12 protein-coding genes are annotated in these 15,283 nt (G+C 31.5%); 7 read left to right on the plus strand and 5 right to left on the minus strand.

Going from position 1 to position 15,283, the window contains the following annotated elements; translation table 11 throughout:
* Positions 1 to 6: 6 nt before the first annotated feature.
* Genes LGK97_RS02645 through LGK97_RS02655 form a run of 3 tightly spaced genes read right to left on the minus strand, consistent with a single transcriptional unit; the run spans position 7 to position 3,116 of the window.
* Positions 7 to 1,179 (minus strand): SpoIIE family protein phosphatase, encoded by a 1,173-nt coding sequence (locus LGK97_RS02645; protein ID WP_226258182.1) that lies wholly within the window; start codon positions 1,177 to 1,179, stop codon positions 7 to 9.
* Complete coding sequence (locus LGK97_RS02650; RefSeq protein WP_226258183.1) at positions 1,179 to 2,867, minus strand: [Fe-Fe] hydrogenase large subunit C-terminal domain-containing protein; 1,689 nt, start codon at positions 2,865 to 2,867, stop codon at positions 1,179 to 1,181. The genes LGK97_RS02645 and LGK97_RS02650 overlap by 1 nt, the downstream gene beginning before the upstream one ends.
* Positions 2,868 to 2,870: 3 nt before the next feature.
* Positions 2,871 to 3,116, minus strand: coding sequence for a (2Fe-2S) ferredoxin domain-containing protein (locus LGK97_RS02655; RefSeq protein ID WP_226258184.1), 246 nt, complete (start codon positions 3,114 to 3,116; stop codon positions 2,871 to 2,873).
* Between the two features lie 167 nt (positions 3,117 to 3,283).
* Here LGK97_RS02655 and LGK97_RS02660 point away from each other — a divergent pair, with 167 nt between their 5' ends.
* A complete protein-coding gene (locus LGK97_RS02660) occupies positions 3,284 to 4,201 on the plus strand; it encodes a LysR family transcriptional regulator (protein WP_226258185.1) in 918 nt (305 codons plus the stop codon).
* Positions 4,202 to 4,598: 397 nt separating this feature from the next.
* Entirely contained in the window at positions 4,599 to 7,106 is a 2,508-nt protein-coding gene (locus LGK97_RS02665; RefSeq protein WP_226258186.1) for an HD domain-containing phosphohydrolase, read from the plus strand.
* Positions 7,107 to 7,214: 108 nt separating this feature from the next.
* On the opposite strand, the gene LGK97_RS02670 is transcribed toward LGK97_RS02665, so the two are convergent.
* Both LGK97_RS02670 and LGK97_RS02675 read right to left on the minus strand, forming a co-directional pair.
* Positions 7,215 to 8,156 carry a gamma-glutamylcyclotransferase family protein gene (locus tag LGK97_RS02670; RefSeq protein WP_226258187.1) on the minus strand — a complete coding sequence of 314 codons (942 nt, stop codon included), beginning with the start codon at positions 8,154 to 8,156 and terminating at the stop codon, positions 7,215 to 7,217.
* Between the two features lie 150 nt (positions 8,157 to 8,306).
* On the minus strand, positions 8,307 to 9,362 hold the full coding sequence (locus tag LGK97_RS02675; protein WP_226258188.1) for an HD-GYP domain-containing protein: 1,056 nt from the start codon (positions 9,360 to 9,362) through the stop codon (positions 8,307 to 8,309).
* A 317-nt stretch (positions 9,363 to 9,679) separates the two neighbouring features.
* On the opposite strand from LGK97_RS02675, the gene LGK97_RS02680 reads away from it, so the two are divergent.
* From LGK97_RS02680 to LGK97_RS02700, 5 genes are all read left to right on the plus strand, one after another.
* A complete protein-coding gene (locus LGK97_RS02680) occupies positions 9,680 to 10,042 on the plus strand; it encodes a VOC family protein (RefSeq protein ID WP_226258189.1) in 363 nt (120 codons plus the stop codon).
* 577 nt (positions 10,043 to 10,619) lie between these two features.
* Positions 10,620 to 10,772, plus strand: coding sequence for a hypothetical protein (locus tag LGK97_RS02685; RefSeq protein ID WP_226258190.1), 153 nt, complete (start codon positions 10,620 to 10,622; stop codon positions 10,770 to 10,772).
* A 128-nt stretch (positions 10,773 to 10,900) separates the two neighbouring features.
* Positions 10,901 to 12,109, plus strand: coding sequence for a cation:proton antiporter (locus tag LGK97_RS02690; protein ID WP_226258191.1), 1,209 nt, complete (start codon positions 10,901 to 10,903; stop codon positions 12,107 to 12,109).
* Between the two features lie 546 nt (positions 12,110 to 12,655).
* Positions 12,656 to 13,672, plus strand: coding sequence for a LacI family DNA-binding transcriptional regulator (locus LGK97_RS02695; RefSeq protein WP_226258192.1), 1,017 nt, complete (start codon positions 12,656 to 12,658; stop codon positions 13,670 to 13,672).
* A 151-nt stretch (positions 13,673 to 13,823) separates the two neighbouring features.
* Positions 13,824 to 15,170, plus strand: a complete 1,347-nt coding sequence (locus LGK97_RS02700; RefSeq protein WP_226258193.1) for an ABC transporter substrate-binding protein — start codon at positions 13,824 to 13,826, stop codon at positions 15,168 to 15,170.
* The last annotated feature ends 113 nt before the right edge of the window (positions 15,171 to 15,283 follow it).

Genomic DNA, 15,283 nt, shown 5'->3' on the forward strand with positions numbered 1-15,283 from the left:
TACCTCCTAACATAAGCTTACCTTAATTTTTTTATCCATTTTCACTAAAAGGTTCTTAATTTCTCTTATATAACTCATTTTAATTGATGAGTTGATATTCATACCATCTAGTTCATGACCAGGATTTATTGCTTTACCAATAAAGAAATTTATATCAGTAGCTTCCTCAAATAGCAATTTTGCAAGGAGTGAAGCACCATCGGTTTTATTCTCTAAAGTCAGGGAAATTTTACTATCTTCTAAGTAGCTTCTACCTAGCTGCACTACTTTGCCAAGTGTAATAACGCCCTCAGTAACTAAATCCACGCCCTCTATATATGAAGTGGCAGGTATTTCTTCATCCTCAGAACTTCCAGTTGATTTTAGAGATTTGTTTAAATAGTTACTAACCATTTTTGAAGTGCTACCACCACATACAACTTTTTTGCCAGCCTTAGAAAAGAAGAGTTTTAGTATTATATTATCTTCTTCCTTTTTCTCAGGTGGCCCTATAATAAGGTTTACTACCTGCCTCTTTCTTATCTTAAACACTGCAACTGTTGAATCATCTGCAGGGGTACCAAGAGATAAATCCATGCTTGCCTCAGAAATTATAGAGGCCATTCGCTGAGGTGACATATTAGGGGTATACCATAGTTCTATAAATTTAATAATTTCATCACGGGACCAACCATTTATAGTGACTCGTCCAAGACCAGCACTGGTGATTCCATCTGTAAGCAAAATAATCATGTCCCCAGCTTGAAGGGTTATATTGCTTTCATAGATTTCTTTTTCACCAATAATTTTACAGGTGGAAGGGTAGGGATAATTTCTACCTTCCCTAATTAAAATGGCATTAGGGTTATCAAATTGAGCTAAATAAGCATTATTACCATAGTGAACCAATTGAAAAATTGTAAAAGTTGAATATGCAAGATTTCTAACCTTACATAAAGGCAAGGTCTTTGCTACTGTATAAACACTGTCTTCAATGGACATATTTTCAGCCATCATAGTGCTTAAAATTTTTGATGTTAAAGTAGCTAAAATGTTTGCTTTAATCCCACTGCCAAGACCATCAGATAGTACAACAGTGGTGGTATTCTCTTTTTTTACCATAGTATAATAATCTCCGCAAATTTTTTCGCCATGTTTACTTAGGCTTACAAATCCGCACTCCATAAATATGTTTTTCACTAATATTCATCCTCCTCAAACATGGTGTTTTTAAGCTCATTTAGTGCTATTTGAGTTTCCGCTGTAGTTTCGCCAAGCAGGGAAGCGATTTCGTGAACAATGCCTATTTGTTTTTCTAGTATTTTATCAGCAATATTTTTTGCATTATTTCTTGAAGCTAGAATTTTTTCTCTCTTTAAATGATTCTTGGTTATATCTTTCATTATGCAAATTACTACATGGCTAGTTTTATCATATAATAGTAACAGTTCTATATATTTTTCATACTCTGCCAAGTAAACCTTTTTAATTATTTTACCTTCCTCCTTAGAAATTACATTAACGAAGTCAAACTCGTCCATAATTCTTGAAACAGGTACACCTATAACATCTTCACTTTTGGAAATTCTAAAAATATTGCAGGCAGCTCTATTAATTTGTTGAATTCGGAGATCCATATCTACTGCTAAAATTGCATTTGGAGTTGCATTTATGATTTTATCTGAGAAGGATTCTGCTTTGCTCCTCATATAGGGAAGGCACATGGTTATTTCAGCTTTGCCAAAGTACACAGCAATGGCTTTTTCTCTACAGGTGTTATAGCCACAGGTACCACAATTAAGCTCATCACTTAGAGTATTTCTACCCATTTTTTTTAGTATTGCTGCAACATCACTTTTGCTAGGAGGCAAACAAATAATCTCTTCACTTTTAATTTCTTTGTATAGATCCATTTCTGTATTTAAATCATAATCACAGGGGATTTCTTTATTGAAAGCAAGCTCTTCAACCTTTATTTGTGCGTTTATAAGCTTAAATTTATTTTTACCCCTTGTAGGACCATTAATACAGCTACCTTTACAAGCACTCATTTCGATGAAGCAATTTTCAAAATCCCCGTTGTCTATTTCAGAAAGAGCCTGAATGCAGTTGTCAATGCCATCTATAGCAATATATTTATAGTCTGTATTTATGTTCATGGTTTTAATTATTCCACCAGCTACAGGAAAGAATCTAGATAAATATTTTGAGGAAGTTATGTCCTCCACATTAGTCAGATTAATTTGTTCTTCCTCAAGCCACTGATTTAGTTCATCAAAGGTTAACACCATGTCTACTGACCCTTGGCAACTTTCGATTTCACCTTTTTTAGAGATGCAAGGACCGATAAATACCACCTGTGAGTTTGGAAATTTATCCTTAAGCAGCTTTCCATGAGCTTCCATAGGGGATAGAACAGGAGCTAAATTTTCAAGTACACTTGGATGATACTTTTGAATTAATTTAACCACCGTGGGGCAACAGGAAGAAATTATTGTTTTTCCTGTATTTTTAGCTATGAGCTTTTCATATTCACTCTTTACTAAAAAAGCACCTTCGGCTGTCTCATAAGCCTCTGAAAAACCTAGTTTTTTAAGCAGGTCTTTAAAGGATTTAAAGGTTGAAACATCATAATTTGCAATAAAAGAAGGGGCAACACTAGCGATGACATCTTTTCCACTCCTAATTAAGTTTTTAACAATAGCCAAGTCGTTTCTAACTTCTTTAGCATCTTGAGGACAGATTAAAATACAATTTCCACAAAGTATGCAGTCTCTTTCAATAATTTGTGCTTGATGATCCTTTACTTCAATGGATTTTACAGGGCAATTTCGTACACATTTATAGCAGTTTTTACAATTTGCTTTCTTTAATTTTAGAATGCTCATAGGTTAATCAACCTTCTTTAAAATATATTTATCAAAAACTTCTGTTAAATTCTCTTTTGTTACTCCTGTTATAAGATGTTCATCCACTTTTATGGTTACTCCATCCCTGCAATAGCCAAGACAAAAAGCAGCTTTAACTTGAATGTGACAATCTAACTTTTTTTCTATTATCATTGCCTTTAACTCACTCATTATTTTGTAAGATCCTCTAATGTGGCAACTGCTGCCTATGCATACTAAAATATCCACTTTATAGCCTCCTTCATGAATGTTTATTTATAATTAGTAATAATAAATAATAAAGCATTTATAATTGATAAAATATTAACAATAGTTTCATTGTAGCATTGAACTTTAGGAGGGGGTAATGTATAATTTATATATCACATATGCTTAACAATGAATGGATGATGATTATGAATCTATTACACTTAAAATATATTGTTGAAGTTGAGAAAACCAAATCAATTACAAAAGCTGCACAAAACCTATTTATGGGGCAACCTAATTTAAGTAGAGCTATTAAGGAGTTAGAAAAGGATATTGGAATTACTATTTTTAGGCGTACTGCTAGGGGCGCGCTACCAACTAGGAAAGGTACTGAATTTTTAGCATATACAAAGACAATTCTATCTCAAGTTAATGAGTTGGAGTATTTGTACAAACCCTGTAAAGTTGATGAGATAAAATTTAATATATCTGTTCCTCGAGCAACCTATGTTTCTGTGGCATTTTCTGAGTTTGTTAACTCTCTTAATGAAGAAAGAGAAATAAACATATTTTTCAAAGAAACAAATTCCATGGAAGCAATAAATGATGTACATAACGGAGATTCTAGTTTAGGAATTATTCGTTATCAGCAGATATATGAAAATCATTTTTTAGATTTTTTAAAGGATTTGGATTTGGAATATGAACCGCTTTGGGAATTTGACTTATGTTTGCTTATGTCAAAGGAGCATCCCCTTGCGCATTTGGAGGATATTCCGTATTCAGACTTGTGTAGCTATACAGAAATTGTCCATGGGGATTTCCAGGTACCATCTAGTTGTCCTAGTGAGATTAAAAAAGAGGCTAGAAACCAGCTACAGTCAAAGCAAATTAATGTATATGAGAGGGGAAGTCAATTTGACTTAATACAAAGGGTGGAGGGGTCCTTTATGTGGGTATCGAAAGTTCCACAGGAGGTTTTAGACCAAAGGAATATGGTGATTCGAAAATCTTCCGCTGGTTCATTGGTTAATAAAGATATTATAATTTATAAGCAGGACCACACCTTCACCGCCCATGAAAAGCAGTTTATTGATATGGTTAAGAAGGCTACAAAGTATTAAGATGCCAAAGAAAACAAAAATAGTTAACCCGTTAAATAAAGTTATTTAACGGGTTAACTATTTTTGTTCAACATGCTCATTTATAAACTTTGATGGGAGTCTTTGTAAGTAAATTAAAGTAACTTTTAGTAAAGGTAAAAAAATTATAGCATACTTACAATTTTCAAGTTGATTTCCTTAGATAAATCATTCAGTATTTCCTTAACCTCTAATATAATTATACTATAATACTTATTTATATAAAATTCTACTAGAAGTTACAAAATTTTTAATGAAATATATAAATAAAATAGAATATCTAAAGGGATTTTGTGTGTTTTGTAGAATATATAAGTATTACTTTAGTGTAGTAGCGAGATAAAGGATAATTATAAATAGATATATGAGAGGTGAATTTATGTTTAGCATAAAAGGTAGAAGCTTTGTTATAGTATTTATTGCAATATTAATTATCTCATTAGGAAATAGTTACATAAATACAGCCTTTGCTGATAATAAAGTGAGTGAGAGTTCTAATAAAGATCCTTCTTATAAAGAAAAATACATGGATCAAAAGCCTCTGGGCAGAACAATAATAATAGGAGACGATAAGGATTATCCACCTTATAGTTTTATAGATGAAAAGGGTAATCCAGCTGGTTTTAATGTGGAACTTGCTAAGGCAGCAGCAAAAGCTATGGGGATTAATGTAATTATTAAACTAGGGGAATGGAGTGAAATTAAAGAAGAACTTGAAAACGGAACAATAGATGCCATATCAGGTATGTTCTACTCTGAAGAGAGAGAGAAAATTTATTCATTTACAACAAAACATACAATAACTAGTGGTGATGTATTTACAAGAAAAGATACAATAATAAAGGATATAAGAGAGTTAAAAGGAAAAACTGTAGTGGTCCAAACAGGTGATATAGTAGGAGAATTTCTAAAAAAACAGAATCTTAATATTAATTTTATTGAAGTTCCTACAGTTGATGAGGCACTTTCACTTGTATCCATAAAAAAATATGATTATGCAGCAGTTTTAAAGATTACAGGTCATTATTTAATAAAAAAAGAAAAATATTCAAATATTAAAAGTAACGAATTTGGTATTAATCCTAATGGTTACTGCTTTGCCGTAAAAGAAGGAAATAATGATTTGTTATTTACTCTTAATGGAGGATTACAAATACTTAAGGCCACAGGAGAATTTGATAAAATATATAATAAATGGCTAGGGGTTTATGAATCAAGAACATTATTTCAGGTACTAATAGATTACATCTGGTTAATAGCCATTGTTATAGTGACTATACTGCTATTAATATTATGGACTTCGACTCTGAAAATTAAGGTTGATTCACGTACTAGGGAATTATTGAAACTAAATGATGCATTAAAGGAAAGTCAAGAGGAATTGATAGCATCAAATGAAGAAATTGAGGCTTCGTTTAATGAACTATCAGCTGCAGAGGAAGAACTTAGAACTCAATTCCAACAATTAATAGAAAGTGAAGATAATTTAAAGAAAAGTGAAGAACGAAACAAGGCAATAGTAGCTGCTATTCCTGATGTTATCTTCATAGTGGATGGAAATGGTGTTTTCAAAGACTGCCAAACAAATGATGATTCTATACTAATAATGCCAAAGCATGAGTTCATAGGAAAAACCCTTTGGGAGGTGCTACCTCCCAAAATAGCTGAAACTGGATTTGAAAAAATCAAATTAGCTCTTAAAAATAATTCTTTGGAAAGCTTTGAATATGACATTGATACACCAGTGGGTACTAAATACTTTGAACTTCGAATAGTTAGATGCAGAAAAAATGAAATTATTGCAATAAGCAGGGATGTAACGCTAAAATATATTTCAGAAAGAGAACTGGAATTTCTAAGCTACCATGACCAGCTTACAGGACTATATAACAGAAGATTTTTTGAAGAAGAGCTTAAAAGATTAGACAATAAAGAAAATCTTCCACTTACCATATTTATGGCTGATGTTAATGGACTAAAACTAGTAAATGACTCTTTTGGACATGCCACTGGTGATGAATTATTAAAAAGGATTGCAATGGTAATACTTAAGGGATGCGGCGATAATGGAACTGTATCTCGTATAGGAGGAGATGAATTTGTAATACTATTACCTAAGGTAGATACCATTAAAGCAGAGGAAATTTTCAAGTGTATTTCAGCCTTAGCCTCTGAGGAAGAGGTATCTTCAATAAAGCTTTCAGTTTCAATCGGATACGAGACTAAATACAATGATGGAGAAGATATATTTGGAGTACTGAAAAAAGCAGAAGATTTTATGTATAAAAAGAAACTTTTTGAAAGTCCAAGCATGAGGGGTAAAACAATAGGGGCGATTATAAATACACTATATGAAAAGAATAAAAGGGAAGAACAACACTCTCATAGAGTATCTGAATATTGCAGCTATTTAGGAAAGGCTATGAAGTTACCAGATGGGGAAGTACAAGAATTGAAAACAGCAGGGCTTCTGCATGACATAGGGAAAATTGCAATAGATGATAATATTTTAAATAAACCAGGGAAACTTTCAGAAGCTGAGTGGGAAGAGCTTAGACGTCATCCGGAAATATCCTATCGTATTTTAAGTTCTGTTAATGATATGTCAGAAATAGCGGACTATGTTCTATCACATCATGAAAGATGGGATGGAAATGGGTATCCAAAGGGACTTAAAGGAACGGAAATTCCTATAAAATCAAGAATAATAGGGGTAGTGGATGCTTATGATGCTATAACCAGTGAACGGTCTTATAGAGGTGCTTTGTCAAAAGAATTCGCCATAGAAGAGCTTATTAAGAATTCAGGCACTCAATTTGATGCTGAAATTGTAAAAATATTTATTGAAAAAGTTATAAAAGGTAACGAGAAAAAGCATAAGCAATAAAAATGAAAAAAATAAGAATATCAAAAGATATTCTTATTTTTTTCATTTTATTAGATAATAATTAATCTGTACTAGGTGTTTTCATAGGAAATTCCAACAACAGCTAAATTATTTTTTTATAAGTTCACACCCAACTAAATATTTCATTACCTCAAAATCACTCATTTCAGGGTAGGTTTCCTTTAAGCCCCTTCTAATTACTTCAAGATAACTATCATTAGGGTTGTGATAAGGTCTAGTATTTTTATTAGTAATGGTAACAATCTCAATACCATTATAATCGCCTAAAGAAAGAGTCTCATTATATAAGTTTTCATCACGTCCCTCTTGACGGGAGATATCTTCAAACTGTTCTCCTGTAATAAGGTACATCCTACCTAAAGTTTTTCCTATGCTTTGAGTATCTAAGAAGGCAATTCCACCAGGACCCCAAGGGGAACTGTCGTTACCATAATACATTTTATAAGGGATAGCTACCGGCCTTGTATCATTTGGTATTGCTTTATTCCTACAACCTTCATAATTTTCACCATTAAGTTTAGATTTTCCACCTTTAATATAAAGTAATAATCTTTCATAAATAAGGTTAGAACCATAGCTTGCATACCAAATGTAATCCTTTCTTTTTATATCCATCTTAGGTTGGGTATCACAACTAACTTTAATATTATTTGAAGAATCTTTATTGTACACATAGATATAAGCTTCTTGAACGTCATCATTATCAATCTCATTAACTACCTTAATTGATTTCCTTGTAAACAAGTTTGCTTTTGCCTCAGATATATCTAAATTACATAATAGATTTTCATCCACAATATACATCTCGCCACGAACTTTATCAATTGTATTTTGAGCTATTAGAGGATAACTACCAAAGTCATATATTTGAAATCCGTCAGCAACAAAATAACCTGCAAATCTAGCATCAGATAAGAAATTCTCATGATTGCTATGTCCTTTCATAAGCGCGCCATATACAAAAAGCCTTATTTTTTCATTGTTTTCTAATTTAACATTTTCTTCTGGTGTATGCAATTTATCTACCATAATAGTATCCCTCCATAAGTTATTATTTTATAATGTACTAATCAAATTATAACACGTTAATGGAGTAAATTGTTAGAAAATTTGAAAAAAGTGAAATTGCGGTACTAGGTACTATATAAGCATGTTGATGATTGCTATGACATCTGCTATCTAGATAACCAATTTTTCAACATATAAATCTTTTTCTTTTTTAAGGTCAAGAAATCCATTGTCATCTAGTAAAGTGGGTTTTGTTAAATCATTTATATGTACTTGGATGATTTTACATACACGCTGGTCGTTTAGTATGACATTTTCACCCATATAATAATTTACAATGTGATTCAAAAACATATTGCAATATGTAGAATCAAGTTTTGTAATACTTTCGTCTTGAATTAATTTTAGAACCCCTAAAGGGCCTTTAACTGTTTCCGAATGTCTGTTTGAATTAGCTTTATCAAATAAATCTGCAATAGCTATTATTCTGGCAAACTTTGATATTTTATCGCCCTTTGCTTGTAATGGATACCCAGAACCGTCCAGTCTTTCATGGTGCATCAGTACTGCAAGACCAACAGACGCATCAACATATGGAATTTCTTTAACAAAATGATAGCCAATTACAGGATGAGTTCTGAAAGTTTCAAGTTCTTTAGGGGTTAAATTCGGTTCTTTACCTATTATATCCATGCTTATTTTCATTTTACCAAAGTCATGTAAAATTGCTGAATAAGTCAATAAATTTAGATCTTTTTCATTAAGTCCTACCCATTTGCCCAGTATAAAACTAATAGCGGCTACATTTACGCTGTGCCTATAAATTGAATTGCTTCCACTACCATAGGTGACTATATTTCTAATTACCATTCCTGTTGCACTGAATTCTTCTTGAATTCTATGTGAGAAGGCTTGTATCTCTGTGATTTCAGGATTTTTCAAAGTAGATATATTTTCAAATATATTCTCTAAATTAGAGGAGAATTCATTAAAGGTGCCTTCAAGTTCTTCTGCTGTTTTCACCTTAAGGGGTGAAGCCTCACTAGAATTATCGTCTAAATAAACCTCCACCTTATCAATAATGTAGTTTTGTTTTAGCTTGCTTATCATTTGCTGCGTAATAGCAACACCTTTAGCGAGTAATACTGTGCCATCAACGCTTATATCCATAGATGATATCATTCCTGCTTGTAGTGTATTAATTGGTAATACTTTTTTTGATAGCATATCATTTCACCTCATATATCATTAATTTTATTTTTAAGAATGAGTAAAGTACCTAATAGCACTATTACGTACATTATATTTATCGTATTAAATTTATATTTCTAAATGGGTATTTGTAAAACAAGAAATCTTTTTCAATATATTTTTTGATTTAATTTAAATTACAGTTCAAAAAATATTTGGAGCTGTAAATTTAATGCGGCGGTGTGTGAAATCACTAAATTTAGAAAACTTTTAACAACACAGTTAGTAAAGATGTTATATAATAGGTATAGGTTTTACTAATGGGAATAATACTACAAAAAGGAGTGTTTATTATGAAATTTTGTTGGACTACAATAATGGTTAAAAATATGGAGGAATCTTTAAAATTTTATCAAGAAATAATTGAATTAAATATTGATAGAAGATTTAAAGCAGGTCCAGGGATGGAAATAGCTTTTCTAGGTGAGGGAGAAACAAAACTTGAGTTAATACATGATAGTAATCTTGAACAGGTAAACTTAGGTAAAGATATATCAGTAGGATTTCAAGTTAATTCAGTTGATGAGATGATGACCTTCGTTAAAGAAAAGGGTTTAGAAATTCATAGTGGTCCATTTGAGCCAAATCCAAATATAAAGTATTTTTATATTTTAGATCCAAATGGATTGAAGATTCAGCTTTTAGAAACTAAATAGTTACATTTAAGTTTAGTGAGTTTATTTGCATCTGTTACATACATCAACTCAAGAAGCATAATTTGAGCGTTTTTCAAGTTATGCTTTGTATTTTGAATTATCGATTTTAACATCATGTAAAGCTACAATTGATACTATATAACAACGTTAGTTATACTTTATTTTAAAAATAAAACGTATAAATATAAAAAAAATTCTAAAATAGTACATCAAAAAAAATGGAATGAAATACAACAAAGTTATTCATTACTATATAGTAAAAAAGCATACTCTGATTTAGAAATTTTTTAAAAATCTGAGTATGCTTTTATATTAAACTTAATCTGTGATAATTTTTAAATTTTAATTATAAACCTATATAAATCCTAAAGTTATTTTGTTTTTATATTGTTTTACTTTTAAAGTAAATTGAGTATAACACCAGAGAAGATAAAAGAAATATAATAAATTTATTATAATTAATCTGCAAAGAAAGTGTGAATAAGGAATGTGAAATTCTTATCACATTCAAATATCTTAACAATGGAATATAAAAGATGAAATCTTTAGCAAAACAGAAGAGAAACCGAGGGATTCTATGAAAAACATCGGTTTTTTTGCAGTAGATATGATTGTTTGGTGTTTTATATCAAAAATTGAAGTTTGTACACTTTCTATGGTTCTGATACTATTGTTGAGGATTTATATTAAGAAAAGTTCTGACAAAGGATTTGCACTTATAAAAATTTAATAATATGAATTGTTTAGAATAGTTATTTCTATGTTTCTAAAAGTATATATAAGCTTATTATTTTTATTGAAAGACATATGGAAAGTTGTTTATCTCTATCTAATACAATATCAAGTGGAGGAAAGTAAATGGAAGCACAAAACTTATTAGAATTATTTGCTTTAGTAATTGTTTCAGGAGTTTTGTTTACTAAACTTAGTAAAATGATAAAATTACCTGATGTTGTGATGTTTATAATTGCAGGTATTTTGCTTGGACCTAGTGTTCTAAATCTTGTTAATATAGACAGGTACCCAGTTGGTAATGATTTAATATTAACCTTTGGTGCTGCTTATATTTTATATGATGGCGGGAGAGAAATTGAGTTAAAAATACTTAATAAAGTAAAGGTATCATTAGTTCTTATATCTACTGTAGGGGTTTTAATATCCACCGTTGTAATTGGTTTTTTTGCATCAATTATCTTTAAGATGGATTTTATGTATGCGTTATTACTGGGTTCAGTTATTGCGTCTACAGATCCGTCAGTACTTGTTCCTCTTTTCAAAAAAATGAAAATAAGTGACAAACTAAAGCAATTTATAATATCTGAATCAGCGTTTAATGATGCAGCGGGTGCAATTATCACATTTGCAATACTGGGAGTTATACAGGGAAGTAAATTTTCAATTCAAACGAGTTTGTTTGAACTAGGTAAAACTTCCTTTGGAGGAATAGCTGTGGGTTTAGTTATTGGAACGCTGGCTACAATGCTTATTACTCATGATAAGTATGGTTACTTTAAAGAAAATCCATCAGAAATCCGGATTGCAACTGTTGCAGGTACTTACGTAGTTGCTACTCGTTTGGGCGTTAGTGGTTTTATGGCGGTGTTTATTATTGGTATTATTTGTGGAAATAAGCATCTTTTCAGCCTTCGTGTGCAAGAAGAACACTATATCACACAAACAAGGTTCAAAGAAGTTTTAACGCTTTTACTACGAATGATGATTTTTATCCTTTTAGGAACGCATATTGATTTTGCTTCTGTCTCACAATATTGGAAACAAGCATTATTAATAGTAGGATTGCTTATATTTGTTGCAAGACCTTTATCTGTTTTGCTATGCGTAACATTAGACAGAAAAGCAAAGTGGAATTTAAAAGAGATTATTTATATAATGTGGATTAGAGAAACAGGTGTAATTCCTGCGGCCCTTGCTGGTATGTTAGTTTCAATGCAGGTACAGCATGCTAATATTATTTCATCTGTGACTTTCGTTACAATATTAGTAACTCTATCTGTTCAGGCAAGTACTGCTCAATGGTTAGCAAAGAAGCTAAAACTAGAAGTTTAACAGCATCGCAGATGATGATTTAATTATCCAGCAGCTATTGTAGTAATTTAGGACAATAGCTGCTGAATTTATGAAAAAGTGTTTACTAAGAAGAGAGTAAATAAAACAATGTAATAAACCTTTTTTATTTATAATATAATAGTAGTAAGTGAGGTCACTAAATTCTACAAAAATTAATATTGTAGCAAAGTAGCCTACCACCAAAGAAACTTCATAGTCCGCGCAACTACTACTTATGGAAGATTTCAAACTTGAAGCTTAAAAATTTGTTGCAATAAAGTTGAAAATATAGTTTGAAAATTAAAAGAATTGTGATATAATGAATCTAATGCTGGAAACGTTTCCAAAGACGATTCCAAAAATTATTCATTTGAATAAATAATAAACAAAATGAATTTGTTACTTGAAGTCAGTAAAATACAGTTTAAAATAGGGGAAGAAAGTCTCAGTGGTAATAGCTACTAAACTTAATTCTCCATAACTTATGTAAGTTATGGTAACGTTTCCGATAACGATACCTGGAATTCTTTTGAAAAGAGGTTTCTTATGAAAAATTTAAATATAAAAGACATTGCTAAAATTGCAGGAGTTGGAGTAGCCACTGTATCAAGAGTTTTAAACAATCACACAGATGTAAAAGAAGAAACAAGGCATAAGGTTTTAGAAATAATGGAGAAATACAATTATATTCCTAATAATAGTGCTAGAAACTTAAAAAGAAACACCTCAAATAACATTGGTGTGTTAGTTAAAGGTATTCATAATCCTTTCTTTTCAAAAATGATAAAGTCTATTGAAACAGAAATTGATAAAGAAGGGTACTCAATGATTCTTCATTATAATGAAAGTAATGATAATGACATCGATGCTGCAGTGGAACTAATTAAAGAGAAAAAACTAAAAGGATTAATTTGCCTTGGTGGAGACTTTGAAGATTTAGATAAACAGGAACTTGTAAATTTAAAGACACCCATAGTCTTAGCCTCTACTTATATTATTGAAAAAGCCAATAGAGCTTTGTTTTCTAGTGTAATTATAGAAAATGAAAAAGCGGCTTATAAGGCAGTGGATTATATAGCAAGTCTTGGGCATAGAAAAATTGGAATCATAACCACTGGTGAAGAAGATAGAACCATTGGTAAGCTAAGATTTGAGGGTTACAAAAAAGCTTTGAAAGAAAATAAAATAGAGTTTAATGAGAAGTTTGTGGAAATAGGAGAATATACCTTTGAATCCGGATTTGATGCCATGAATAAACTTTTAGAAAAAGAGCTAGGTATTACGGCGGTATTTGCCACCACAGATATTATGGCCATAGGAGCTTCAAAGGCAATTTTAAGTAATGGACTTAAAATTCCAGAGGATATCTCAGTAGTAGGTTTTGATGGTATAGATTACTCTATGTATTTTCATCCATCCATTACTACAGTGGTGCAGCCTGTAGAAGAAATGGGTAAGAAAAGTATAGACTTGCTTTTTGATTTATTAAAGAATCAGAATCATCATCAACATATAGTACTTGAAACAGAGTTACAAGAGAGAGAGTCATGTAGAAAAATATAACTTTATAAAACTTACTTGAGTATAAGTATCTTATTCCTAAATTGAAAATTAGGAACAGAGTTACCTTATATAAATTAACTTTTAAGGAGTTAAACTTCTTAAGAAGTTGTAAAAAATCAACTTGTTAATATTTGAAAGAGGGGGAATTGTAATGAAAAATGTTAAAAAAGTTTTAGCTCTAGCACTTTCATCCGTGATGGTTGCTTCAGCACTAGTTGGCTGTGCTTCAAAAACAGAAAAACCAGCAGAAGACACAAAAGCACCTGTAGTGGAAAAGAAGGATGTAACATTAAACATATTCCAGTTCAAAGTTGAAATTGCTAAGGAACTCCAAGAAGCGACAAAGGCATATACTGCTGAAAACCCAAATGTTAAGATTAACGTTGAAACAGTTGGTGGAGGAGATGACTATGGCGCTGCACTTAGAGCAAAAATCCAGGGTGGAACAGAACCTACAATATTCAATATAGGTGGACCACAAGATGTTAAGGATTGGGAATCTAGATTAGTTGACTTAACAAATGAGCCATGGACAAAACAAGCTCTTGACGGAGTTTTATCAGGAGTTACAGTAAATGAAAAAGTTTTCGCAATGCCTTTCGCAGTAGAGGGGTATGGTTTTATCTATAATAAAGGTATCTTCGAAGCTGCTGGTGTGTCAGTAGCTGATGTTAAAGATTTTGCATCATTAGAAAAAGCAGTTAAGGCTTTAGATGCAAAAATTAAAGCAGGAGAATTAAAGACTAAATATCCAAATTTAGAATCAGTATTTGAACTTCCAGCTAAGGAAACTTGGGTAACTGGACTTCATACTTCTAATGCAGCTATTTCTCAAGAATTTAAAAGTTCTTTAGATGCATTTGCAGCTAAAACTCTAGAATTTAAAAATGCAGAAGGCTTAAAATCATTAATAGATTTACAAGCTAATTATTCACCAAATGCAAAAACAAAAGGTAACCTAAATGCCACAGACTATGCAACTCAAGTAGATCAAGGTCTTGCTATTGAACGTGTAGCTATGGTTCAACAAGGTAACTGGATTTATGGTGGAGTTAAAGCAATAGATGCAAAAGTTGCAGATCAATTAGACATGCTTCCAATGCCAATAGTTGGTGCTAAAGAAGATTCAATACCAATGGGCGTTCCAATGTACTGGGCAGTTAACAACAAAGGTTCAGTAGATGAGCAAGCAGCAGCAAAAAGTTTCTTAAATTGGTTATATACTTCTGAAAAAGGTAAAGATTTTGTTGTTAATAAATTCTTCTTTATACCTCCTTTCAAAGGATACGAAAGTTTACAACCAAAAGATCCACTAGGCGCAGCAGTTAAGAAATATGCTGAGGCTGGAAAAACTTCACCATGGGTATTCATGGGATATCCAACAGGATGGGGAATGGATGTTTTAGGACAAGAAATTCAAAAATATTTAGCTGGAAAACAAGACTGGAACGCAGTAATTACAAACTCTAAAGCTAAATGGGCAGAAAGTAGAAAATAATTAAATAACAAATCAGGGGGAGGGATTATTACCCTCCCTAAATTATAAATATAAAAGCTCGTTTTTTTTATTAAGAACTTGTAAAGAGTGAAATTTGAGGCTAGGTGTAAAAA

It is taken from the genome of Clostridium sp. CS001 (genome assembly GCF_020443565.1).
Classification (GTDB): domain Bacteria; phylum Bacillota; class Clostridia; order Clostridiales; family Clostridiaceae; genus Clostridium_AD.